Here is a 23,663-nt window from a genome sequence, read left to right on the forward strand (position 1 = left end):
TCCGACGGAAGATATGGAAATGAAGGAAGGCGACAACAACATCCGCATCAAACTTCCCCCCCGGACCCGGACACAGGCCTCGCTGTTTCATTACATCAGGGAAACGCCCGAGGAGAGCGCCTTCAGGGACATCGACTGGAGTTTCCTGACCCACCCGGTCCGGAGCTTCAGGGAATGGTGGAGGGCGCCGCGGACCGTACCCTCCCTGTTCCATTCCGTGGACGACGCTCCCAAAACCCCCTTCAGCTGGAAGGGTTTCCTGGCCGATTTCTTTACACGGACCCGCGGGCCCGGCTTCATCCCCTCGGTTTTCGCGGATCCGGAGGGACTCGAAGAGGAACGCGCCCGGGGGCGCACCAGGAAAATGGAAGCGGGGATGCTGTCGATCTTCATCCACGCGGCGGTCCTGGGTCTCATCCTGGTGGTGGTGAGCGAAACGGATGCCCCGGCCCCGGTCGACGAAAACGTCGTTTACGTCAGCAACCCGGTGTACCTCCCCTTTGAAGGGGACGGGCGGGACGGCGGCGGCGGCGGGGGGGGCGGCAAGAATCAGAAGGAACCGGCGGCGACGGGGGAAATGCCGGAGACCACCCGGGTGCAGATGCTGGCGCCCGACCCGGACAACCCGCAGCCGCTGCTCCCCGCGGAGGACCTGCTGGCCCAGGTGGCGAGCGTCGAGATGCCGATCGATCTCCCGCGCGACCTTTCGCTCCCGATCGGGGACATTTCCGCCCCCCCGAACTATTCCCGCTCTTCCGGCAGCGGCAGCGGCGGAGGGATCGGCACGGGGCGCGGGACCGGGGTCGGTTCCGGCAGCGGCGCCGGAGTGGGGCCCGGCAGCGGCGGCGGGATGGGGGGCGGCAGCGGCGGAGGGATCGGCAGCGGGGTGGGTCCCTACGTGGCCGGTAACGGCGTGAAGGACCCCGTGGCGGTGCTGCAGCCTCTCCCCGCCTACACCGAAGAGGCGCGCAAGGCCCGGATCGAAGGGGCCGTCCTCATCCAGGCCATCATCCGCAGGGACGGCAGCGTCGACAGTTTCAAGGTTCTGCGCGGCCTGGGGCACGGGCTGGACGAATCGGCCATCAAGACGATCGCATCCAAATGGCGCTTCCGCCCCGGCACCCTGAACGGTGTCCCGGTGGATGTCCAGGCGAACATCGAGGTCGTTTTCCGCCTGTACTGACGGTGCCGCAGAGGCCCGGCTCGAGGGGCGGCGAGGAGCGTATGTCATGGCGATGAACACGGGGAAAAAAGGGTATCAATCCGATATCAACATCACCCCCTATATCGATATCCTCCTGGTCCTGCTGATCATTTTCATGGTCGCCGTTCCCCTCAAGCAGCATGAGCACCCGGTGCGGGTTCCCCAGCCGGCTCCGGCGGAGCAGCCCAAAAACGTAAAGCCCGATTCCATCATCGTCGAAATAGACAGCGATCACACGGTCCGGCTGAACCAGCAGCCCGTGACCCTGTCGGAGCTGGAATCGACCCTGACGGAGGTATTCGCCCGGCGCGCCGCCAAGAACATGTTCATTCGCGGGGATTCCTCCCTCCCCTACGGCGACGTTTTCATCCTGCTCGACATCGCCAAGAGGGCGGGGGTCGGCGATGTCGCCCTGCTGGAAAAGTCGGGCTCCCCGCCTTCGGCCGCCCCGTAGGAGGGGAGTCCGGAGAGGATTTTCCCGTCACGCCGCCCCGCCGCAGGGTAGAATGGACAGCGGCCATGAGAATCCCGTTTGCGCACAACTCTCCCGTGATCTTCCTCGCGATCGGACTGATCGTCGTTTCGACGGCGGCGCTTTCGTTCGTCAGCTACCATTACACCGTCGGGCGCGAAAACCTGGCCGAGACCACCCTGGTGCAGAGCAACATCAAGCTGGCGCAGCAGTACGTGGACCGCATCGAGCAGAGGATAGTGGACAACGACCTCATCCTCGACGACATGATCGACGTCGACGAGCCCGCGCGCTGGCCCGAGATGGTGGAGGCGGTCAAGGCGGCGGACCTCAACGTGGACCAGGTGTATATCCTCAGCCCGGACAGCAACTACCCGCTCTTCCCCCCCTACTCCCACGATATCCGGAACCAGTGGGGGGCCTTCCGGGCCAGTTTCAACGTGCGGGATCTGGACCTCGGGCGCCTGGTTCCCGACCAGCCCCACCACCTTCATATGGAGCGCCCCAACAACTACTTCTTCGCCTCCTACTTCCTGAAGGAAACGCGCGAGGGGAAGCCGATCCTGGTCTGCTACCAGATGAACTTCGACGCGATCCTGGGCCTGCTCGACCGGCGGCTCAGGGACCTCGAGGATCGCTTCTACGTCAGCATCGTCGATTTCGAGAACAACGGCATCTACGGCCACCCCATCTCCCGCGACTCCAAATATTTCTTCGAGAGGCGTTTCCCGACGACGCTCTACAAATGGATCCTCCAGATCGTGCCGCGCAACTACACCGAGCTGGAACTGGGGGTGAGGAAGCAGCGGCGTACGAGCCTCTTTTTCATCCTCCTGAGCATGCTGCTGATTTTCTTCAGCCTGGCCATCATCTCCATCGGGTGGAGGCACGACCGGCAGTTGCGCCAGCTGAAGGAGGACTTCATCAGCAACGTCAGCCACGAGCTGAAGACCCCGCTTTCCCTGATTCGCATGTTCAGCGAAATGCTGGTGTCGGGACGGGTGCATGGGGAGTCCAAGCGGCTCGAGTACACCCGCGTCATTCACAATGAAAGCGAACGCATGTCGCGTCTCATCAACAACCTCCTCGATTTCGCCGGCCTCTCCCGCGGCGTCGAGCAGAAGCATTTCGAGAGGGTCGACATCGGAAACCTTGTCGCCAACGCGATCGATGCCTACCGTTACGAGGCCGAAAAGGCCGGTTTCAGGATGGAGCTCCATGTGGAGCCCGGGATCCCCGACACCCGTGCGGACCCCGGCGCCGTGACCATGGCGCTGCTGAATCTCCTGGATAATTCCATCAAGTATTCGGGGGACCGGAAGGAACTGGAGGTGAGGGTCGAGCGGACCGGCGGGGATGTCAGCCTTGCCGTGATTGACAAAGGCCCGGGGATCCCCCATTCTGAGCAGGACAAAATTTTCGACCAGTTCTATCGCGGCAGCGGACCCTCCGTTCGCGGGGTGCGCGGCAGCGGGATCGGCCTGGCCATCACCCGGCATGTGGCCCGGATGCACGGGGGGAGCATTTCGGTCGAGAGCGAACCGGGCGAAGGGAGCGTCTTTACACTCAGGATCCCCATCCGGCCGGTGCCCGACGATGCCGCCCCGGCGCGGACGGGCGTCCGGATGCCGGGTGAGTCCTAGCGCCGTCATGCACAGAATCCTCGTAATCGAAGACGAAAAGGAGATGGTCCGCGGGCTCAAGGACATCCTCGAGTTCGAAGGGTACGAAGTCGTCTGGGCGGAAACGGGAGAGGGGGGGCTCGAGGCGATCGCCCGGAAGGAGCCGGACTGCGTCATTCTCGACCTGATGCTGCCCGGTATCGGGGGGCTCGAGGTCTGCGAACGGATACGGGCCCGGGGCCTCGGCACCCCCATCCTGATGCTGACGGCCAAGGCGCAGGAGTACGACAAGATCCGCGGTTTCAAGTCGGGGGCCGACGACTACCTGACCAAGCCGTTCGCCGTCGGGGAACTCCTGGCCCGGGTCATGGCCCTGCTGCGGCGCCGGGGGCGGTACGCCCGGGAGGAGGAGGTCGTGCAGGTCGGCCCGAGCAGGGTGGACGTGAAGCACTTTCTCGTGCGGCGCGGAAGGAAGGAGCATTCTCTCTCCCACTACGAGGTGGAGCTGTTCAAGCTGCTCTATTCCCGGGCGAACCAGCCCGTGTCGCGGGACGAGATCCTGGACCGGGTGTGGGGGACCGACAATTTCCCGACCAACCGCACCGTGGACAATTTCATCGTGAAGCTGCGGAAGAAGATCGAGGAGGATTACCGGAACCCGCGGCACATCCTGACCATCTACGGCGTCGGATACAAGCTGAGCCCATGACCTTCCTGCCGGATATCCTGGGCTCCCTCGCGTTCGGCGGACGGGCCCTCCGCGCCCTGGGGGAGCGGGGGGCGGTCGGGGCGGGGGGGGCCTTTTTCTGCGCCGGGCTTGCGGCGTACGGACTCGTGCGCCGCGCGGTCTACGCCGACCTGCCGGAGCTGATCGGGCGCCCCTCCGGGGGAATCGGCCTGCTGCTCGACCTCAACCTGGTCCAGGCCCCGGCCTTCCTCCTCGCGGTCTACCTTCCCGCCGTCATCGCCCTCGGGAACGCGCTTTCGCTGGACGGGACCGGCCTCTCCTTCTCCCGGCGGGAATGGCGCGCGCACGCCTCCGCGCTCCTTCCGCTCTGGGGCGCCCTCTGCCTCGTCACCGCCCCCGTCCAGTGGCTGGTCCCCCATTTTCTGATCGCCGGGTACGTGGAAATCTCCTTCGGCATCCTGGTCCGTTCGCTCCTCCTCCTCGCCTACACCTTCTGGGCGATCCTGAACCTCGGACGCCTGTCGACCGGCGCGGCGGCCGGGGCCCTCCTCCTTTCGGCCCTGACCCTGCCCGCGTATGTCCTGATCTCATCCTACCCCCCGGCCCTCATCCTCGCCCTGCTCGCGCCGTGGGCCGACAGGGCGCTCGGGGCACTCCGCACCCGCCTGGCCGCCCGGGGAGGCCGAGGGCGCTTCAGGCGGAACCTCGAGTCCCTGACGGCCGATCCCGAAAACGCGGACGCCTGCCTCGAGCTGGGGCTCGCCCACCTCCGGCGGCGTGACCCCGTCCGGGCCCGCGGTTATTTCGGCCGGGCCGTCGCGCTGGCCCCGGAGGACGCACGCCCCCACTACCTGCTCGGCCGGGTCCTGGAGGGAGAGCGGGACTGGGAAGGGGCCCTCGGCCGGTACGAAGAGGTCCTGAGGCTCGACCCGGGCTACGGGCAGGGCGCCGCGTGGCGGGAAGCGGGCAAGGCGCGCCTCCACCTGGGGAGGGTGGACGGGGCGATCGAGTGCCTCGAGGCCCGTCTTCTCGGGAGCAACGACGATCTCGAGGCGCATTACTGGCTGGCGCGGGCGGCGCGGGAGGCGGGGGACGCGGGGCGGATGACGTTCCACCTGGACTTTATCGCCGACCAGGCGTGCTCGGGCCCGCGCGGCGTCCGGAAACGGAACCGGGAATGGATCCGCCGGGCCCGGGACCTGCGGGGCTGAAACGCCCGGGCGGGGGCTCGAATCCACCGCCGCTTTATGTTAGGTTGTGTTCATGAGACTCTATACGGAAGACCACGCCAAATCGGGGATCGACGCGCCCCTGCCGGGGATCGAGTGCTGGGAGAACCAGTACCCGGACTACGAGATAGAAATCGTCCTCCCCGAGTACACGGCGATCTGTCCCAAGACCGGGCTCCCCGACTTCGGGACCGTGACCGTACATTATGTTCCCGACGAGTGGTGCCTGGAGCTGAAATCGCTCAAGGAATACGTCACGGCCTACCGGAACCTCGGCATCTTCTACGAAAACGCCATCAACCGCATGCTCCGGGACCTGGTCGGGGCGTGCCGCCCCGTTTCCATGAGAATCCGTGGGGAGTTCACCCCCCGGGGCGGGATCCAGAGCCGCATCGAGGCCCGCTACACCCGCCCGGAGGCTTGAGTGGCGGGAGAGGGGCCTACCAGCTGATGACGGCGCCCGCCGTGGTCTGGATGAAATGGAGGGAGCCGTCCTGCGCGTCCGGGACCTGGTAGCCGCGCACGTCGATGTTCAGGCCCAGGGGCCCCAGGAGGCGCCGCAGCTTGATCCCCCCACCGTAGTTGACCGTGAAGCGGGTGCCGAAGCCGAAGGCCGCGGCCGCCAGGTCTTCGAGGCCCATGTCCGGATCGGAATCGGGGCCCCAGGTGCGGATGAACCCGATGCCGGCCGTCGCGTAGGGGACGACCCTCCCCGGGGCTTGCAGGACCAGGTTGGTGTCCATCTGGAACGCCTTGACCCCCTCCTTGGCGAACCTGGGACTGAAGCTGATGTTCTGTTCGAAGCCGAGGACGCGCCCCGCTGAGAACCGGGCCCCCATGGTGGCTCCGAAGTCCCCCTCCAGCAAGTCTTCCGGGGCCTCGGCGGCGGCGTCGAAGGTGAGCTTGCCCGGCTTCTGGGCCCCCCCGTAGAATATGGCTTCGCCCGCCGTCAGAAGCGGGGCGGCCGACAGGACGAGTACGAGCGTCACTACCAGTTTTTTCATGAAACCTCCCTGGAGACGTATCGGACGCCGGGCCGTGAATGTCCAGAAAAAAACCTTTACCTTCGTGGATCTTCCCCGCCGAAATACCGGCGCGTCTCCGCGGCCACCACGCCCGAAAGGAGCAGGAGGCCGAGGAGGTTCGGGAGCGCCATCAGCCCGTTCATCAGGTCGGCGAAATTCCAGACCAGCTGGAACCCCCGGATGTCCGGGAGCGTCAATACCCATGCGCCCACGAAAGAGGCCGCGATGAAGGCCACCCGGTAGGGGAAGACGGCCTTCGGACCGAGGAGGTATTCGATGTTGCGCTCCCCGTAGTAGGCCCATCCCAGGATGGTCGAGAAGGCGAAGAGCGCCAGCCCGGCCGCCACGATCATCCCCCCCCACGCGCCCGGGAGCCCGGTGCTGAACGCCTCGATGGTGAGGGGGGCCCCGGTCCACCCCTGCCCGGTGGCGGGATCGGAGCGTGTCCAGGCTCCCGTGGCGATGATGACGAATCCCGTCAGGGAGCAGACGACGATGGTGTCGATGAAGGTCTGGGTCATCGACACCAGGGCCTGGGTCACCGGCTCGCGGGTCCGGGCCGCCGCGGCCGCGATGCCGCCCGTGCCCAGTCCCGATTCGTTGGAAAACACCCCCCGGGCCACCCCCATCCGGATCGCGGCCGCCAGCGTAGCCCCCGCGAACCCCCCGACCGGCGCGGCCGGGCGGAAGGCGTCGCCGACGACATACAGGAATATTTCCGGGATCCCGCGCCAGTTGACGGCCAGCACGACCAGCGCCCCCGCCATGTAGAACAGGATCATCAGCGGCACGAAAAACCCGGTGAACCGCCCGATGGAGCGGATGCCGCCCAGGATCACGGCCCCCGCCAGCGCCGCGATGACGACGCCGGTCCAGAAGGGGTCGACGCGGAAGGAGCTGCGCAGGGCGTCCGCGACGGAGTTGGACTGCACCATGTTGCCGATGCCGAAGGCGGCCCCCGCCGCGCAGAAGGCGAAGGCGCCCCCCAGAAACCGGCCGCGGCGGCCGCCGATCCCCCGGGACAGGTAGCACTGCGGCCCGCCGTTCATCTCGCCGCGCCGGTCTGCGAAGCGGTAGCGCACGCCGAGGAGCGCCTCGGCGTATTTGGTCGCCATTCCCGCGAGCCCCGTGATCCACATCCAGAAGAGGGCCCCCGGCCCCCCCACCGCGATCGCGGTCGCCACCCCCGCGATGTTGCCGGTCCCGACCGTGGCCGCCAGGGCCGTCATCAGTGCCTGGAAGTGGGAGATATCCCCCCGGGCGCCCTCTTCCCGCCGCTGGATCAGGGCCAGGTGAAGGGAGCGGCCGAGCCGGCGGAACTGGAGTCCCCGGAGCAGGATCGTGAGCCAGGCGCCGGTCCCGACCAGCAGCAGGAGCAGGGGCCAGCCCCAGATCATGCCGCTGGCCGCCTCGATCCATGATTCCAACGCGTTCACAGGGCCCTCGCAGGGAAAGAATGCACGACGACGCCGATGGCGGCAGGAGTATACCATCCTCCGCCGCCCGGGTATAATGGAGAGACCGGGAATCCCCCGGCAGGATCGAGGCGCCGATGAAAACGCAAATCCCGCAATCGACCGGTCCGGTTGTTGCCTTCTCCCGGAATTTCGGGCGCCGGCTCGCGCTCAAGGCCCTGGGCGTCGCCGCTCTGCTGGCCTCCCTCCCGTCCGCCCTGCGGGCCTATTTCGTCCGGAGCCTCCCCGTCCGGACGGTCGAGAAGGAGACGTTCCTCTTCGATCCCGCCTCCGGTTCCCTGTTCTGGAAAGAGGAAAAACGGAGCGAGCCCTTCCGCCTGTCCATCGGGGGGATGGTGGGGAACTCCAGGGACCTGGCCTACGGGGAACTGCTCGCCCTCCCCCGGATTTCCCAGACCTCCGATTTCCACTGCGTCGAAGGGTGGTCGGTGAAGGACATCGTCTGGGAGGGGTTCCGCTTCGCCGAAATCGTCCGGATCGCGCGCCCGCTCCCCGGGGCCCGGTACGCCGTGTTTCACTCCCTCGGCGAGACCTCGAGCGCCCCCCGGGGGCAGCGCCACTACATCGAATGCCTCCCGGTAGCGGCCCTCGTCGACCCGGCGCGGGAATGCCTGCTCGCCCTGGCCATCAGCGGCAAACCGCTGCCGCACGATCACGGCGCCCCGCTGCGCCTGGTTGCCCCCCCCGATCTAGGCTACAAGAGCATCAAGTATGTCCGCCGGATCGAGTTCGTCGCCGACCCCGTTCCCGGCTGGTGGACCCTGGCCAACCCCGTCTACCCCGCCGACGCCCCCGTCCCGGCCTCGAGGCTGAGAAGGAAGTAGGGCCCGCCCCGGGGAGCCCGGAGAGACCGAAAAAGGTTACGGGATATTACATCAAAGGATAAAAAATGACATAATGCCCCTTTTCGGGAGGAGGGGGTATGTGTCGATGGGCGGTCCGGAAAGGGGCCCTGGTCTTTCTGTTTACGGCCTGGATCTGTCCCGGGCCCGTTTTCGGCGGCGAGGGGCGGCTGTCGCTGGTGGGGATGGGGCCGGGAGATCCCGACCTGGCCACCGTCAGGGCCCTGGGACGGGTGCGGGAAGCCGATATCGTCTATACCCTGAGCCCCGATCTCCTGGAGCGCTTCGAGGCGGAATTCGAGGGGAAAGAGGTTCGGAACCTTTCAGGTTCGGGCGTCACCCGGCATCACGCCCGCTCCGACAGCGGCGATGCCCTCGCCGGGAAGGCATCGGCGCCGACCGCGGGGGAAAAGACCCGCGGGGGTCTCGTCCGCGAGGTGAAACGCGCCCTGGGCGAGGGGAAGAAGATCGTTTTCGTCGACAGCGGCGACCCGCTGATCTACGGCCCCTGGGTGTGGCTCCTCGGGGAGTTCGGGGACTCCGGCATGGAGGTCGTGCCGGGCGTGAGCTCCTTCAACGCGGGGCTTGCCGCCCTGCGGCGCGACCCCACCTGGTCCCCCGAAACCCACACCATCATCCTGACCACCGACCGGGCGCGGAGCGGAGACAGGCTGGAGGAACTGGCCGCGCACCGCTGCAGCCTGGTCCTGTTCACCCACAAAACGGAATTCCCGGAGATGATGCGCAAGCTCACGACCCGGTATCCGGCGGCGACCCCGGTCGCCGTGGTGTTCTATGCCGGGTACGAAGGTCGGGAGTCGGTGGTGCGGGGCACCCTCGAGACCATCGTGCCGCTGATGGCGGACAGGGACCTGCCGCTCGAGCACATCGTTTTCGTAGGGGATTTCCTCGACTATCGCCTGGAGGGGGAGCGATGAAGGGACAGATGCCTGCCGGGATGGTTCTGGCGCTGCTGCTCGCGTTTTTGCCGGTCCGGGGAGGGTGGGGGGCTGAATGCGTCTCCTGCCACCAGGCCCGCGGCGTACAGGAGCGGGTGGCCGATCTCGATCCGATCCGGATCCGGACGGACGAGGGGGTCCGGAGCATCACCCTCGGGGAGGCCTACAGGTTCCACGGCCACTCCTGCCCCGGGCTGACCCTCACCTTCCGGGCGGCGCAGTACGGCATCCGGCTGCTGTTCGGGGAAGAGGTCCCGGACCGGAGGGACCTCCAGGTCCTGACCCGGGCCCCGCTGGCCGGAGGGTTCGATCTCCTCGACCTTCTCATGACGGGCGAGGGGCGGAAAACCCCGACGCGCCCCCCGGAGGGGATGGCGCGGGACCGGGACCTGATCGCCTTCACCTTCATCCGGAAATCGACCCGGACGGCGGTGGACGTCCGGATGAAGCCGGAGCATTACCCGGAGGATTTCTTCGCCTACAAGAAGAAGCAGTCCGACGGCACGCTCACCCCCGCCGAATGGGAGGTGCTCCATGGTTATATCAAGGGGATGATCCTCCGTTTCCCCGCCCTCTCCCTCGAACGCCTCTTCGGCGAGCCCCGGCCCTACCCGCTCCTCGCCTGGGGGGAGGCGCTCCCGGCCCACGAGCGAGCGGCAGCGCCGGCGCCGGAGTACGGGCAGATCGTGGTGGCCACGGGAAGCCCCTACGAACTGGGGCTGGTCGACGAACTCGCCCGGGCTTTTACGGCCGGGCACGGGGGGGCGGTCCGCTGCATCAAGACCCCGACCGGACCGGGTCTCGACCTGGGCCGGAACGGGCTGGCCCATATCACGATCGGCCACGAGAGGGAGGCCACGGCCCGCTTCGCCGCCGAGGGACACGCGGCCCGCAGGACCGACCTGATGCACAACTACACCGTCATCGTCGGGCCGCGCGGCGACCCGGCTGGGATCGACGGAGTCCGGGATCTCGGGGAGGCGCACCGGAGGATCTTCCGCGCCGGGGCCCCCTACCTGTCCCGGGGGGACGGCGGCGGCATGCACCTCCTGGAACGGAAGACCTGGGAATCGCTGGGCCTGGACCCCGCCGGAACCGGCTGGTACGCGACCAGCCGCCGGTTCATGCTCGATTCGCTCCACGATGCCGACGCGCGCGGGCAATACCACATGCTCGATTCCTCGACCTGGGCCACGCACAAGGCGGAGACGAAAAACCTCAGGCTCTTCGTCCTGGGCCCGCCCAACCGCTACGAGATCTGCCTGGTGAGCGCGGAGAAACACCCCCACCTCTCCTACAACCGGGGGCTGGCCGAAGCCTTCTACGAGTTTCTCACCGGGGATGAGGGGCAGCGCGTGATCGCCCGCTTCGGCGTCGGGCAATACGGCGAACCGCTCTACCACCCCTCGCGAAACGGGGCAGGGGGGGAGGCCGGGGACCGCTCCGGGCAAAAGCGTTGACGGGCGCGGCGGGGCGGCATACTCTGGATTCATGAGCGAGCCCCGACACGCCAACGCCCTGATTCACGAGACCAGCCCATACCTTCTCCAGCACGCCCACAACCCCGTGGACTGGTATCCGTGGGGGCCGGAGGCCCTCCGGAGGGCCAGGGAAGAGGACAAGCCCATTCTCCTGAGCATCGGCTACTCCGCCTGCCACTGGTGCCACGTGATGGAGCGGGAGTCCTTCGAGGACGAGGAGACCGCCAGGGTGATGAACGCCTGCTTCGTCAACATCAAGGTCGACCGGGAGGAGCGGCCGGACCTGGACGCCATCTACATGACGGCGGTTCAGCTGATGACGGGGCGTGGCGGCTGGCCCATGACGGTATTCCTGACGCCGGCCCAGAAGCCCTTTTTCTGCGGCACCTATTTCCCGAAGGAGGACCGGCACGGCCTCCCCGGTTTCCGCCGGGTGCTGGCCGGCGTCGCCAGCGCCTACGAGGAGAAGCGGCACAAGATCCTGAGGGACGCGGACGCCGTCACCGAGGCGCTGGCCGCCTCGCTCCAGGGGGCCGGCGGGGAGGGGGGGGGCGCTCCCGCTCTCGACGCCGCGCTCCTCGGGCGGGCGGCCGGGGCGATCGCCGCCGGCCATGATCCGGTCGACGGGGGATTCGGCGGGGCCCCCAAGTTCCCCCCATCCATGAGCCTCCGCTTCCTCATGCGCGCGGCGGTCAGGGAGCGCGACCGCCGGTACATGGACATCGTCGCGCACACCCTCCGGCGCATGGCCTCGGGCGGCATCTACGACCAGCTGGGGGGCGGGTTCCACCGCTACTCGGTGGACGCCCGCTGGCTGGTCCCCCACTTCGAGAAGATGCTGTACGACAACGCCCTGCTCGGCCGGGCCTATCTCGAGGCGCACCTCCTCACGGGCGATCCCTTCTTCCGCGAAATCTGCGAGGAGACCCTCGACTACGTCGTCCGGGAAATGACGGCGCCGGAGGGGGGGTTCTGCTCCTCCCAGGACGCCGACAGCGAAGGGGAGGAGGGGGCCTTCTTCACCTGGACGGAGGAGGAGATCCGGTCGCTGCTCGGGGCGGAGGACGCCCGGCTTTTGGGCCTCTATTACGGGGTCACGCCGGGGGGCAATTTCGAAGGGAAGAACATCCTCCATGTCCCCCGGCCCGCGGCGGAGGCGGCCCGGGCCGCCGGGGTCCCGGAGGCGCGGCTGGAGGAGGCGGTCGGCGCCGGACGGCGGCTGCTCGCGGCCGCGCGGGAGGAGCGGGTGAAGCCGGGGCGGGACGAGAAGGTCCTCACCGCCTGGAACGGGCTGATGCTCGGGACCTTCGCGGAGGCTTCGAGCGCCCTCGGCCGAGAGGATTACGGGCGGGTCGCGGTGCAGAACGCGCGCTTCCTCCTCTCCGCCCTGTGCGGGCCCGGAGGGGTGCGGCGCAGCTACAAGGACGGCCGCGCGCGCTTCGACGGCTGCCTGGAGGACTACGCCTGCCTGGTGGACGGGCTCGTCTCGCTCTACGAGGCCGACTTCGACCCCTCCTGGATCCGGGAGGCGGAGCGGCTGGCCGGGGAGATGGCCGACCGGTTCTGGGACGCCGACGGCGGGGGGTTTTTCTTTACGGCGAAGGACCACGAGGCGCTGATCCACCGGCCGAAGGAGTTCTGGGACAACGCGACCCCCTCGGGGAATTCGGTCGCCGCCCTTGCGCTGCTGCGCCTCGGGGCGCTGACGGGGGAAGAGCGCTGGAGAGGGTACGCGGAGGCGATCCTGGAGCTCAACGCGGGGGCGATAGCGCGTCATCCGGCCGCTTTCGGCCACCTCCTCGGCGCCTTCGATTTCCACCTCGGTCCCGTCCGGGAGATCGCGGTCGCGGGGGACCCGGGGACGGGGGCCGCGCGGGAGATGCTGCGCGAGATCTTCGGGCGCTATCTACCCAACAAGGCGGTGGCCTGCGGGACAGGCGGCGGGCCGGCCCTGCTCGAACTGAGGCCCGCCGGGGCGGGGGAGGCGACGGCATGGGTGTGCGAGGGCTCGACCTGTCTCGAGCCGGCCGCCTCCGTCGGGGAGTTGAGGGAGCGGCTCGGCCCTCCCTCCCGATTTTGACAAGAAAAGGCTTTCAACCTCTCCCGAAGCCTCTATAATTCATAGCGGACAGTCAAGGAAAGCGAATGAGAGGGCCGGGGGGGGAGTGCCTTTGCCGCGCCCCTTCAGCCGGCCCGTGCGGCCCAGCGAACAAGGAGGAGGTCACCCAATGAAAGGCAATGCGGCAGTACTCAAAGGCTTGAACGAGGCGCTCAGCGACGAGTTGACCGCCATCAACCAGTATTTCGTTCACGCGGAGATGTATGAAAATTGGGGCTACGAGAAGCTTTCGGCGCTCAGCAAGAAGCAGTCGATCGACGAGATGAAGCACGCGGAGGCGCTGATCGAGCGGATCCTGTTCCTCGAGGGGACGCCGGAGATGAAGACCTCGAGCCTCAACGTGGGCGGGAATGTTCCCGAGATGCTGGCCAACGACCTGAAGCTGGAACTCGGCGCCGTGGAGACCTACAACCGTCTGGTGAAAATGGCCTGCTCGAACAACGACCACGGGTCGGAACAGCTGTTCAAGAAGCTGCTCCAGGACGAGGAGGCGCACCTGGACAAGCTGGAAGAGCAGGAAGACGGGATCAGGGACATGGGACTGCAGGTGTACCTGAGCGTACAGATGTAGCCCGGCGTATGTGGGGGCATGCCGGCCGCCCGCGACGGGAAACGCCCGCCGCGGACGGCCGTGGCCCGGGTCCCGGGGGTTGATCACGGCCGTCAGGCGCTTCGATACGGGGATACGATGACGAAGGAACAGGAAGAACAGGGTTTCAGGGTGACGGACAGGAGGGGGTTCAGGGAGGACGGCGAGCCGGCGGCACCGGCGGGCGGGGAGAGCAGGCAGCCGGAACAGCCGGCGGGTCCGGCCGGTGCGGGCACCTCTCCGAAACCGGAGGCCGGCGCGGGCACCCCCCCGAAAGCGGAGGCCGATGCGGGCCAGGTGATCGATTTCCCGTCCTATATCCTTTCCTACTACGCCCAGGGAATGGTGCTCATGGGGGAGGTGCCGAACCCCTACACCAACAAGAAGGAAGAGGATATGGATGCCGCGCGGCACATGATCGACATCCTGACGATGCTCGAGGAGAAGACCCGGGGGAATCTCAGCGCGGAGGAACGGAAACTGCTTGAAAACGTGCTGTACGAGCTCCGGATGAAGTTCATGGCCAAGACCAACCGGATCCAGCTCTAGCCGGCGCCATGAAAGTCATCACGCGGCTGGAGGACCTCGCCCCGGAATACGCCTCCCCGGTGGCCACCGTGGGGAATTTCGACGGCGTCCACCTGGGGCATCAGAGCCTGATCCGGGACCTGGCTTCCCGCGCGGCAGAGCTCGGCGGCACCCCGGTGGTCCTTACCTTTTACCCCCACCCGCTCCAGGTCCTGGCCCCCAACAACGCGCCGCTGCAGATCCAGACCCTTCGGCAAAAGCTCGCGGTCATCGAATCGCTCGGGATCCCCCTGACGGTGGTCATTCCCTTCAGCCTCGAACTCGCCCAGCGGGAGGCGCGCGATTTCGCCCAGGAACTGTGGGATCGGCTCGCCTTCCGGGAAATCTACGTGGGGCCGAACTTCGCGTTCGGACACCGGAGGCAGGGGAGCTTCAACCTGCTGAAGGAAATGGGGGAGGAGAAGGGGTTCCTCACCGGCAAGATCCACCAGGTGCAGTTCCGCGGGAGCCGGGTGTCCAGCACGGCCATCCGCCAGGCGCTCACGAGCGGCCAGGTGGGCCTGGCGCGGCGCCTCCTGGCGCGCCCCTACGCCCTGGAGGGACGGATCGTCCATGGCAGGGGCCTGGGATCGAGGCTCCGGCTCCCCACGGCCAACCTGGAGACCCCCAACGAACTGATCCCCCGCCGGGGGGTTTACGTATCGCTCGTCGAACTGGGGGGGCGCCGCTACCGGGGGGTGACCAATATCGGTTTCCGTCCCACCGTCGATCCCGGGGCGGGGGCGGCCTTGAGCATCGAGACCCACCTGCTCGATTTCGATCGGGACATCTACGGGGAGCCCGTGACGCTCGAGTTCCTCATGCGGTTGCGCGACGAGCGCCGTTTCGCCGGGCTCCCGGAACTGCTGGCCCAGATCGGGAAGGATATCCGGGATGCCCGCCGCTATTTCCGCTGCCTGGACCTCGGCGCTTCGGCCCGGGGCGGGGGCTCCTAGGGAGGGAGAGAGTGTCCATTACGCGTGAAGAGGTGCTGAAGATGGCCCAGTTGGCGCGGCTCGAGTTCAGCGAAGAGGAGCTGGACGGGTTTACCGCCCAGTTCCAGGGCATTCTCGATTACATCGAGCAGCTCCGCCAGGTGGACGTCGAGGGGGTCGAACCGACGAGCCACGTGTCGCTGCCGGCCGATTTCGATCCACGGATGTACCGGGAGGACGAGCCGCGCGAGTCCCTTTCGGTCGAAGAGGCTCTGGGGGGAGCCCCCGACCCCGCTTCCGGACATTTCCGGGTTCCCAAGGTTCTATAGGGCTATGGATATTCGAGACGCGTACGCCATTCAGAAGGCGGTCAATTCCCGGGAGATTTCCGCGCGCGAGGTAGCCGAGCGGTCGCTCGCGCGGATCGGGGAGGCCGACCCGGCGCTCGGGGCCTTTCTCACCTGTGATCCCGGCCGGGTGCTGGAGCGGGCCGGGCAGGTCGACCGCGAGGTGAGGGAACGCCCGCTTCCGCTCGCCGGGGTCCCCGTCGCCGTCAAGGACAATATCTGCACCCGGGGCCTCTGCACGACCTGCGGCTCCAGGATGCTGGAGCATTACGTCCCCCCCTACAGCGCCACGGCGATCGAACGCCTGGAGGCGGCCGGCGCCGTGGTGGTGGGCAAGGTCAACTGCGACGAGTTCGCCATGGGGTCCTCCACGGAGAACTCCGCGCTGCGGGTCACGCGCAACCCCTACGACCTCGACCGCGTGCCGGGGGGGAGCAGCGGCGGCAGCGCCGTGGCCGTGGCCGCCGGCATGGCCGCGCTCGCCCTCGGTTCCGAGACCGGGGGGTCGGTCCGCCAGCCGGCCTCCTTCTGCAACGTCGTCGGGCTGAAGCCGACTTACGGCCGCATCTCGCGCTACGGGCTGGTGGCCTTCGCCTCCTCGCTCGACTGTATAGCCCCGCTGGGGAACAGCCCGCGGGACATCGCCCTGCTCCTGGGCCAGATCGCGGGCCGGGACCCGCTCGATTCCACCTCCGCGCCGGCCCCCGTGCCGGACTACGCGGCGGAACTCGATCGGCCGCCGGGCCGGCTGCGCCTGGGCGTCCCGAAGGAATACTTCGGGCAGGGACTGGACCCCGAGGTGAAGGCGGCGGTCGAAGCGGGGATCCAGAACGCCGGCAGGCTCGGGTGCGACGTGGTCGAGGTGTCGCTGCCCCACACCCGGTTCGCGATCGCCGATTACTACATCATCGCCCCGGCGGAGGCGAGCTCCAACCTCGCGCGCTACGACGGGGTGAAATACGGCTTCCGCGTCGAAGCGCCCGAAGACCTGATGGACATGTACCGCAGGACCCGCACCCTCGGGTTCGGCCCCGAGGTCCGGCGCCGGATCATGATCGGAACCTACGCCCTCTCCTCCGGCTATTACGAGGCCTATTACGGCCGGGCCATGAAGGTCCGGACCCTCATCCGCCGGGACTACGAGCGGGTGTTCGAAAAGGTGGATGCCCTCCTGGGCCCCGTCAGCCCGACCGCGGCGTTCAGGATCGGTGAAAAGGCCTCGGACCCCCTGTCCATGTACCTTTCGGACATCTACACGGTGACGGCCAACCTGGCGGGGATCCCCGCCGTCAGCGTCCCCTGCGGGTTCACGACCGGAGGGCTGCCGATCGGGATGCAGATCCTGGGAAACCTGTTCCAGGAACCGCTGCTGCTCCGCCTGGCCCAGACCTACGTCCGGGCATTCCCCGTGGCCCCTCCCCCCCTGCGGGTCTGAGGCCGGGCCTTTTTTTTCGCTCAAAAGCGGGCGGGTTCATTAGTAAGGCATGGGCGTCTGCCATTCCTTCCACTTGGTACTGCTGTGGGTCCTGGCGGCCCAGTCGCTCGCCGACGTCGCCTCCCGGGAAGCGGAGCGAAGAGAGCGGGTGGACTCGGAGGAGAGGGCCGAAAGGGTTATCGACGGGGACCCCGCCCTCTGGGCTCCGGGGGGGAACGTGACCCGGGGGACTCCCCCGGCTCCCGCGCCGGTGCCGGGCCCGCTCCCGCCCGCAGGGGAGGGCTTGAAATCGCTCCGGCACTATCAGAATGCCCTGCGCAAGCTGGACCAGGCGATCCGCCGGGAGGAGCGGCAGCTCGCCCTCAGGCGGGAGCGGCTGGAGGCGGGGCGCCGGTCCCTTCCCGGATCCGGCCCGCTCGACCCGCGGGCGGGGAACCGCAGGGCGGACGCCCGCGCCCGGCTCGAGGCGGAGGTCGGGGAGATAGGGGAGAAGCTCGGCGAATTGCGCCGCGAGCGCGCCGAGTGCTACGACGAGGGGAAGAGGGCGGGCTATCTCCCCGGGGAGCTCGACGGCAGGGGGATCAGGTGACCGGCCGCCGGTCGCCGATCAGGAGGTTGTAGGCCTCTTTCCGGGTGATGCCCCGCTGCCGGGCCACCGACTTCAAGGCCTCGTTGCGCGGCAGGCCGGACTTCTCCATCTCCTCGGCGAGGTGCCGCTCGATCGAATCGGGGAAGGGGGGAAGCCCCGGCGCGGCTTCCCCCCGGTCGATCACCAGGGTGATTTCCCCCTGGATCCGGGCTCTCTCCCCCAGGATGCGGAGGAGTTCGGGGAGGGTGCCGGAGAGGAACTCCTCGTGGATCTTGGTCAGTTCCCGCGCGACGCACGCCCTTCTTTCCCCCAGCACCTCGGCCATGTCCCCGAGCGAGGCCAGCAGACGGTGGGGGGATTCATAAAAAAGGAGGGTGGCCGGCACCGGCGCCAGTTCCTCGAGCCGGCGCCGACGTGCGGCGGCCCGGGGGGGGAGAAACCCGGCGAAGAGGAAGGCGTCGGCCGGGAGTCCCGACCCGACCAGCGCGGCGATGGCGGCCGAGGGGCCGGGGATCGGCGTGACGGGGATCCCCTCGCGGCGGCAGGCCTCGACGAGGGTGTAGCCCGGGTCGGAGACCAGGGGGGTCCCCGAATCGCTGACCAGGGCGATCGTGCGCCCCTCCCGGAGCATTTCCAGGAAACGCCGGGTGCGACTCTCCTCGTTGAACTTGTGGTAGCTCTCCCTCGGGGTGGAGATCCCGTAGTGCGCGAGGAGCCTGGCCGTGTACCGGGTGTCCTCGCAGGCGACCAGGTCCGCCTCCTTCAGGATGCGCAGGGCCCGCAGCGTGATGTCCTCCAGGTTCCCCAGGGGGGTGGCGACGAGGTAGAGCATGGACCGCCTAATCGGCGCCGTTCATGGCCCGGAGCATTTCCCGGACGGCGCGCTCGATCCCGACCAGCGCGGCCCGCGCGAGGATGTTGTGCCCGATGTTGAGCTCCTCGATTTCGGGGATGGCCGACACGGGGCGGACGTTCCGGTAGGTCAGCCCGTGCCCGGCCAGGACCTTGAGCCCCTTTTTCCTCCCCCGTTCCGACGCCTGGACGACCTTGGTCAGCTCCCTCCTCGAGGCATCACCCGCCAGGTCCGGGCTTCTGGGCGTGGCCTCGGAGTAGGCGCGGGTGTTGAGCTCGATCATCGAGGCGCCGAGATCGGCGGCGGCGTCCACCTGCCCGGGTTCGGGGTCGATGAAGAGGCTGACCTGGATCCCGGCGGCTTCCAGTTCCTGGATGGCGGCCTCGATCGACTCGGGGTGGGCCAGGATGTCGAGCCCCCCCTCGGTGGTGATCTCCTCCGCCCTTTCCGGGACCAGGGTCGCCTGGTCGGGATGAAGGCCGGTGGCGAGCCGGACCATCTCGGGCGTCACGGCCATCTCGAGGTTCAGCCGCGTCGTCACCGTCTCCCTCAGCCGGCGCACGTCGCTGTCCCGGATGTGGCGCCGGTCGCCGCGCAGGTGGACCGTGATGCCGTCCGCGCCCGCGAGTTCGGCCAGGATCGCCGCGGCGACCGGGTCGGGCTCGAGCGCCTGGCGCGCCTGGCGAAGGGTGGCGATGTGGTCGATGTTCACGCCCAGCTTGGTCATAACTCCCCCGTTTTCATCATTCGTTGTCGGTTTTGCCGTTCTGCAGCGTGCGCGCGAGGCGGCCGAGGCGCGCCAGCGTCCGCTCTTTTCCCAGCGCGAGCATGATTTCGAAAAGCCCCGGGGCCACCCCCTGGCCCGTGAGTCCCACCCTTGCGGCGTTGATCAGGAGCCCGGCCTTGACCCCGCGCTCGGAGGCCAGTTCGCGCAGCAGCCTCTCGGTCGACTCCAGGGTGAAGCTCTCCGCGTCGCGGTAGCGGGCCCCGAGCGCCGCCACCAGTTCTCCCAGGCTCGGGTCGGAGAGGAACTTCGCCGCCGCGGCCGGGTCGTAGGCGAAATCCTCGGAGAAAAAGGCACGGAAGGTGCCGCTCCAGTCGGGCGGCGTGCGCACGCGGCTCTTCAACAGCTCGAGGACCGCGTCCAGGGTATCGGGCGGGTAGTCGGCGGGCGGTTCCCGCCATACGCCCGCCTTCTTCAGCTCCTCGCCGGCCAGGGCGCGCAACCGTGCGCCGGGCAGCGCGCGCAGGTACTGTCCGTTGAACCAGTCCAGCTTGTCGGTCCCGAACACGGCGTTGGCCCGGCCGACCCCTTCCAGGGAAAAGGCCGAGACCAGCTCCCGCCGGTCGAGGATCTCCCGGTCGTCCCCGGGGGACCACCCCAGGAGCGATAGGAAATTGAAAAATGCTTCCGGCAGGTAGCCCGCTTCCGCGTAGGCCATGACCGACGTCGCCCCGTGCCGCTTGGAGAGCCGCTGTTTGTCCGGCCCCAGGATCAGCGGGAGGTGGGCGAAGACGGGGAGCGGGCGCCCGGCGGCCTCGTAGAGCAGGATCTGCTTGGGGGTGTTGGAAATATGATCCGCCCCGCGGATCACGTGGGTGATGTCCATGTCCAGGTCGTCGACGACCACGCCGAGGTGGTAGGTGGGCGCCCCGTCGGAGCGCAGGAGGACGAAGTCCTCCAGGGTCGCGTGGTCCACCTCGATCCGCCCGAACACGCTGTCCTCGAAGGCGGTTTTACCCGGGGGCACGCGAAAACGCAACGCGAACGGCTCCCGCGCCTCCGCCCGCCGGTCGGAGGCCGCGGCGTCGAGACCCGGGCAGGCGTGTCCGGCCGCGCCCGACGGTTCCCCGCGGTAGTCGCGGTCGTCCCCGGCCGCGCCGCAGAAGCAGCGGTAGGCCTTCCCCGACGCGAGCAACCCGGCGGCGAATTCCCGGTAGCGTTCGAGCCGGAGCGACTGGTAGTGGGGGCCTTCGTCCCAGTCGAGCCCCAGCCACCGCATCCCCTCGAGGATCCCCTCCACCATCTCCTCCGACGAGCGGGAGACGTCGGTGTCCTCGATCCGCAGCACGAAGCGGCCCCCGTGATGACGGGCGAAGAGCCAGTTGAAGAGCGCGGTCCGGGCGCCCCCGACGTGGAGGTACCCGGTGGGACTCGGGGCGAAACGGACGCGGACCTGGCTGGGCATGACGCTGACCTCGAAAAGGCTTAGCTTATCATGCACGGGGCGCCGGCGAAAGAAACGGGCCGGAATTTTGCCCCCCTTGGAGGTGGATTTTGCCGTTCGAATCCTATACTATGACCTCTCGACCAGCGGGCCCCGGGCCCGCGCCCCGCGGAGAGGTGCTGGAGTGGTCGAACAGGGCTGCCTGCTAAGCAGTTATACTGGCAAAACCGGTATCGAGGGTTCGAATCCCTCCCTCTCCGCCACGCCCCCCCCGCCGGCTCAAATCCCGTCGGCCGTTTTCCGCCGGCTCCACCATTTGTAGCCTTCCATCGCCAGGAGCACCGCCGCCGCCGCAACCGCGAACAACAGCCATTTTTCGACCGAGAGCGGTTCCGTTCCCAGCAGGTACCGGAGGAAGGGGACCTCCGTGGCGGCGATGTGCAGCAGGAAGGCGGCCGCCATTCCGGTCATGAGGACGGGGTTGTTCTTCAGGGGGACCCGGAAAGCGGAGCGGTGTTCCGAGCGGCAGTTCATGACATGGTAGAACTGCATGAGCACCAGCAGGGTGAGCACCCCGTTGCGCGCGCTCCCCTCGTCCCAACCGTTCGCCAGCAGCCACACCCAGCCGGCGTAGCACACGAGCGCCATGATGATTCCGGCGACCAGGACCTGCTCGACCATCTTCCGGTTGAACAGCCCTTCCCCGGGGCTGCGGGGGGGCAGGCGCATCACCCCCCGTTCTCCCGCCTCGAACGCCAGCGCGACATCCTGGATGCCGTTGGTCACGAGGTTGAGCCAGAGGATCTGCACCGCCAGCAGGGGGACGGGGTACCCCGTCGCCACCGAAAGCCCGATCAGGACCAGTTCCGCCAGGCCGGTGGAGATCAGCAGGAGCGTCACCTTGCGCACGTTGGCGTAGGCGTGGCGCCCCTCCTCGATCCCGGCGACGATGGAGGCGAAATTGTCGTCGGTCACGATCATCGACGCGGTGTCGCGCGCGACGTCGGTTCCCGAACCCATGGCCACGCCGATGTTGGCCTTCCTGAGGGCCGGGGCGTCGTTGACCCCGTCCCCGGTCACGGCGACGAAATCGCCGAGGTGCATGAGGGCGTCGACGATGTGCAGTTTCTGGTCGGGCGTGACGCGGGCGAAGACGCGCGCCCGCCGGACGGTTTCGAAAAATTCGGGCGTGTCGTACGATCCGGTCACGGCCAGGTCGTGCCCGCTGACGACGCTCTCCCGGTCCGAGGAGATCCCGAGTTCCCGCGCGATGGCGAAGGCGGTGGCGGGGTGGTCCCCCGTGATCATCACCACCTTGACGCCCGCACCGCGGGCCTCGGCGATCGCGTCCCGGACTTCGGGACGCAGCGGGTCGATGAACCCGATCAGGGCCTGGAGCGCCAGGCGGGGAACGCGACCCGAATCGAACCGTTCGGGCTCTTCCCGGAGCGTCCCCGTCGCCAGGGCGAGCACGCGGTAGCCGTCCCCGGCCAGCCGCTCCGCCTGCCGCACGACGGCTTCGCCATCGAGGGGGACGCTTTCCCCGTCCCGCTCCATCGTGTCGCAGAAGCGGAGGACCTCCTCCACGGCCCCCTTGACCGCGACCTCCTTCCGCCCGTCCAGCTCGTAGACCGCCGCTGCGTACCGCGTCTCCGATTCGAAGGGGACCCGGTGAATCAGCGGATGGCGCCTGCGGGCTTCCTCCGGGTCGATTCCCAGCTTGTGAGCCAGTGCGAGCAGGGCGACATCCATGGCGTCCCCCGAATGTTCCCACCCGTCCCCTGCCCGCGAGAGCGACGCCTCGTTGCAGAGCAGGGAAGCGAGCCCGATGCTCTCCAGACGCCTCTTCCCGGCGTCGCTGATCTCCGCGCCGCCGTGCGTCACCGCTCCGGTTCCGTTATACCCCTGCCCCGACACCTCGAAAACGCTTCCGTCGGGGAGATGCAGGAGCCTGACGGTCTGCTGGTTGACCGTGAGCGTGCCGGTCTTGTCGCTGGCCACCGCCGTGCAGCTCCCAAGGCTCTCGACGGCCGAGAGACGCCTCACGATCACGTGGCGGCGCGCCATCCGGGCGGCCGCGAGCGACAGCGCCACGGTCATGGCGATGGGGAGCCCTTCGGGAATGGCGGACACCGCCATGGCGATGACCAGGATGAAGACCTCCTCGAGGGGCATGCCGCGGGCGAAGGACACGGCGCCGAGCAGGGCGGCGAAGATCAGGACAACGACGCTGATCTGCCGGGCGAACCGTTCCATCCGGATCACGAGCGGGGGTTGCGCGCCGGCCTCCTCCGTGACCGCCCGGGCGATCTTTCCGACCTCGGTGTGCGTGCCGGTGGCGACGACCAGTCCGAGCCCGCGCCCCGTCAACACGGTGGCCCCCGCGTAGGCCATGTTCTCCCGGTCGCTGACCGGGGTGTCGATCGGGAGGGGCTGCGGCGCCTTCTCGGCCGCCACCGACTCCCCGGTGAGGAACGCCTCGTCCATCGTGAGGTTGGCGGCCTCGACCAGGCGCAGGTCGGCGGGGACCTTGTCCCCCGATTCGAGCAGCACCACGTCGCCCGGGACGATGTCCTCCGCCGGCGTCATCCGCGTCCTGCCGGAGCGGATCACCCGCGCCTGGATGCGCAGCAGCTGCTGCAGGGAGTGGGCGCTCCGTTCGGCGCGGTATTCCTGCACCGTGCCGATGGCGGCGTTCAGCAGGATCACCGCGAAGATGAAGAGCGCGTCCTTGAGGTCGTCCATCAGCACGGCCACCACCGCCGCGATGAGGAGGATGTAGATCAGGGGGCTCCTGAACTGGTGCAGGAAAACCTCCACCAGCGTCGGAGGACGTTTCGAGGGGAGGATGTTCTTCCCGAACACCCGCCGGCGCTCCTCCGCATGCGCGTCATCGATCCCGTCGCGCCTCGTCTGCAGCTTGCGGTGGAGGGCGTCGTCGGCGAGGGCGTGCCAGGGGACGGGGCGGTCCGGCATCTCCTCGAGCTCCATTTTCTCGATATCCAGGTCTCCGATGCGCATGGGGTCGGTCTCCTATGGAAGCCGGCCGCTTCCTGCCGGCCGG

Annotated in this window: 22 protein-coding genes and 1 tRNA gene; 17 read left to right on the top strand and 6 right to left on the bottom strand. The window is 68.2% G+C overall.

Annotated elements, in window-relative coordinates:
• Window positions 1-19 precede the first annotated feature (19 nt).
• The 6 genes from GXY47_15070 to queF all read left to right on the top strand — a co-directional run bounded on the left by GXY47_15070 (window position 20) and on the right by queF (window position 5,639).
• Entirely contained in the window at window positions 20-1,183 is a 1,164-nt protein-coding gene (locus GXY47_15070) for an energy transducer TonB (GenBank protein ID NLV32462.1), read from the top strand.
• Window positions 1,184-1,229: 46 nt separating this feature from the next.
• Window positions 1,230-1,658 carry a biopolymer transporter ExbD gene (locus GXY47_15075; protein ID NLV32463.1) on the top strand — a complete coding sequence of 143 codons (429 nt, stop codon included), beginning with the start codon at window positions 1,230-1,232 and terminating at the stop codon, window positions 1,656-1,658.
• A 65-nt stretch (window positions 1,659-1,723) separates the two neighbouring features.
• Entirely contained in the window at window positions 1,724-3,319 is a 1,596-nt protein-coding gene (locus tag GXY47_15080) for a HAMP domain-containing histidine kinase (GenBank protein NLV32464.1), read from the top strand.
• Window positions 3,320-3,326: 7 nt separating this feature from the next.
• Window positions 3,327-4,007 (top strand): response regulator transcription factor, encoded by a 681-nt coding sequence (locus GXY47_15085; GenBank protein NLV32465.1) that lies wholly within the window; start codon window positions 3,327-3,329, stop codon window positions 4,005-4,007.
• Entirely contained in the window at window positions 4,004-5,197 is a 1,194-nt protein-coding gene (locus GXY47_15090; GenBank protein ID NLV32466.1) for a tetratricopeptide repeat protein, read from the top strand. The genes GXY47_15085 and GXY47_15090 overlap by 4 nt, the downstream gene beginning before the upstream one ends.
• A gap of 52 nt (window positions 5,198-5,249) precedes the next feature.
• A complete protein-coding gene (gene queF, locus GXY47_15095; protein NLV32467.1) occupies window positions 5,250-5,639 on the top strand; it encodes an NADPH-dependent 7-cyano-7-deazaguanine reductase QueF in 390 nt (129 codons plus the stop codon).
• 16 nt (window positions 5,640-5,655) lie between these two features.
• On the opposite strand, the gene GXY47_15100 is transcribed toward queF, so the two are convergent.
• Complete coding sequence (locus GXY47_15100) at window positions 5,656-6,219, bottom strand: hypothetical protein (GenBank protein ID NLV32468.1); 564 nt, start codon at window positions 6,217-6,219, stop codon at window positions 5,656-5,658.
• A 56-nt stretch (window positions 6,220-6,275) separates the two neighbouring features.
• Window positions 6,276-7,733 carry a sodium:alanine symporter family protein gene (locus GXY47_15105; protein NLV32469.1) on the bottom strand — a complete coding sequence of 486 codons (1,458 nt, stop codon included), beginning with the start codon at window positions 7,731-7,733 and terminating at the stop codon, window positions 6,276-6,278.
• A gap of 59 nt (window positions 7,734-7,792) precedes the next feature.
• Here GXY47_15105 and GXY47_15110 point away from each other — a divergent pair, with 59 nt between their 5' ends.
• The 10 genes from GXY47_15110 to GXY47_15155 all read left to right on the top strand — a co-directional run bounded on the left by GXY47_15110 (window position 7,793) and on the right by GXY47_15155 (window position 17,578).
• Complete coding sequence (locus tag GXY47_15110; GenBank protein ID NLV32470.1) at window positions 7,793-8,539, top strand: molybdopterin-dependent oxidoreductase; 747 nt, start codon at window positions 7,793-7,795, stop codon at window positions 8,537-8,539.
• A gap of 98 nt (window positions 8,540-8,637) precedes the next feature.
• Window positions 8,638-9,495 (top strand): hypothetical protein, encoded by an 858-nt coding sequence (locus GXY47_15115; GenBank protein ID NLV32471.1) that lies wholly within the window; start codon window positions 8,638-8,640, stop codon window positions 9,493-9,495.
• Entirely contained in the window at window positions 9,492-10,976 is a 1,485-nt protein-coding gene (locus tag GXY47_15120) for a solute-binding protein (protein ID NLV32472.1), read from the top strand. Before GXY47_15115 ends, GXY47_15120 begins: the two co-directional genes overlap by 4 nt.
• Before the next feature lie 31 nt (window positions 10,977-11,007).
• The gene (locus tag GXY47_15125) at window positions 11,008-13,077 is read left to right on the top strand and encodes a thioredoxin domain-containing protein (protein ID NLV32473.1); all 2,070 of its coding nucleotides are present in this window, start codon (window positions 11,008-11,010) and stop codon (window positions 13,075-13,077) included.
• A gap of 148 nt (window positions 13,078-13,225) precedes the next feature.
• Entirely contained in the window at window positions 13,226-13,687 is a 462-nt protein-coding gene (gene bfr / locus GXY47_15130) for a bacterioferritin (protein NLV32474.1), read from the top strand.
• 117 nt (window positions 13,688-13,804) lie between these two features.
• Window positions 13,805-14,254 (top strand): DUF1844 domain-containing protein, encoded by a 450-nt coding sequence (locus tag GXY47_15135; protein ID NLV32475.1) that lies wholly within the window; start codon window positions 13,805-13,807, stop codon window positions 14,252-14,254.
• 8 nt (window positions 14,255-14,262) lie between these two features.
• On the top strand, window positions 14,263-15,228 hold the full coding sequence (locus tag GXY47_15140; GenBank protein ID NLV32476.1) for a bifunctional riboflavin kinase/FAD synthetase: 966 nt from the start codon (window positions 14,263-14,265) through the stop codon (window positions 15,226-15,228).
• 11 nt (window positions 15,229-15,239) lie between these two features.
• Window positions 15,240-15,536 carry an Asp-tRNA(Asn)/Glu-tRNA(Gln) amidotransferase subunit GatC gene (gene gatC / locus GXY47_15145; protein ID NLV32477.1) on the top strand — a complete coding sequence of 99 codons (297 nt, stop codon included), beginning with the start codon at window positions 15,240-15,242 and terminating at the stop codon, window positions 15,534-15,536.
• Window positions 15,537-15,540: 4 nt separating this feature from the next.
• Window positions 15,541-16,989 carry an Asp-tRNA(Asn)/Glu-tRNA(Gln) amidotransferase subunit GatA gene (gene gatA, locus GXY47_15150; GenBank protein NLV32478.1) on the top strand — a complete coding sequence of 483 codons (1,449 nt, stop codon included), beginning with the start codon at window positions 15,541-15,543 and terminating at the stop codon, window positions 16,987-16,989.
• Between the two features lie 49 nt (window positions 16,990-17,038).
• Complete coding sequence (locus tag GXY47_15155; GenBank protein NLV32479.1) at window positions 17,039-17,578, top strand: hypothetical protein; 540 nt, start codon at window positions 17,039-17,041, stop codon at window positions 17,576-17,578.
• Here the strand turns inward: GXY47_15155 and rsmI are convergent.
• From rsmI to GXY47_15170, 3 genes are read right to left on the bottom strand one after another with little or no spacing between them, the layout of a single operon-like run.
• Entirely contained in the window at window positions 17,571-18,410 is an 840-nt protein-coding gene (gene rsmI, locus GXY47_15160; GenBank protein ID NLV32480.1) for a 16S rRNA (cytidine(1402)-2'-O)-methyltransferase, read from the bottom strand. The two genes, GXY47_15155 and rsmI, sit on opposite strands and share 8 nt — an antisense overlap.
• A gap of 7 nt (window positions 18,411-18,417) precedes the next feature.
• The gene (locus GXY47_15165; GenBank protein ID NLV32481.1) at window positions 18,418-19,158 is read right to left on the bottom strand and encodes a pyridoxine 5'-phosphate synthase; all 741 of its coding nucleotides are present in this window, start codon (window positions 19,156-19,158) and stop codon (window positions 18,418-18,420) included.
• 16 nt (window positions 19,159-19,174) lie between these two features.
• Window positions 19,175-20,620 carry a glutamate--tRNA ligase gene (locus tag GXY47_15170; protein ID NLV32482.1) on the bottom strand — a complete coding sequence of 482 codons (1,446 nt, stop codon included), beginning with the start codon at window positions 20,618-20,620 and terminating at the stop codon, window positions 19,175-19,177.
• A gap of 149 nt (window positions 20,621-20,769) precedes the next feature.
• Here GXY47_15170 and GXY47_15175 point away from each other — a divergent pair.
• A tRNA-Ser gene (locus GXY47_15175) sits at window positions 20,770-20,862 on the top strand.
• A 16-nt stretch (window positions 20,863-20,878) separates the two neighbouring features.
• On the opposite strand, the gene GXY47_15180 is transcribed toward GXY47_15175, so the two are convergent.
• Window positions 20,879-23,590, bottom strand: coding sequence for an HAD-IC family P-type ATPase (locus tag GXY47_15180; GenBank protein NLV32483.1), 2,712 nt, complete (start codon window positions 23,588-23,590; stop codon window positions 20,879-20,881).
• Between the last annotated feature and the right edge of the window lie 73 nt (window positions 23,591-23,663).

The sequence above is a fragment of the Acidobacteriota bacterium genome (assembly GCA_012729555.1).
Lineage (GTDB): Bacteria > Acidobacteriota > UBA6911 > UBA6911 > UBA6911 > UBA6911.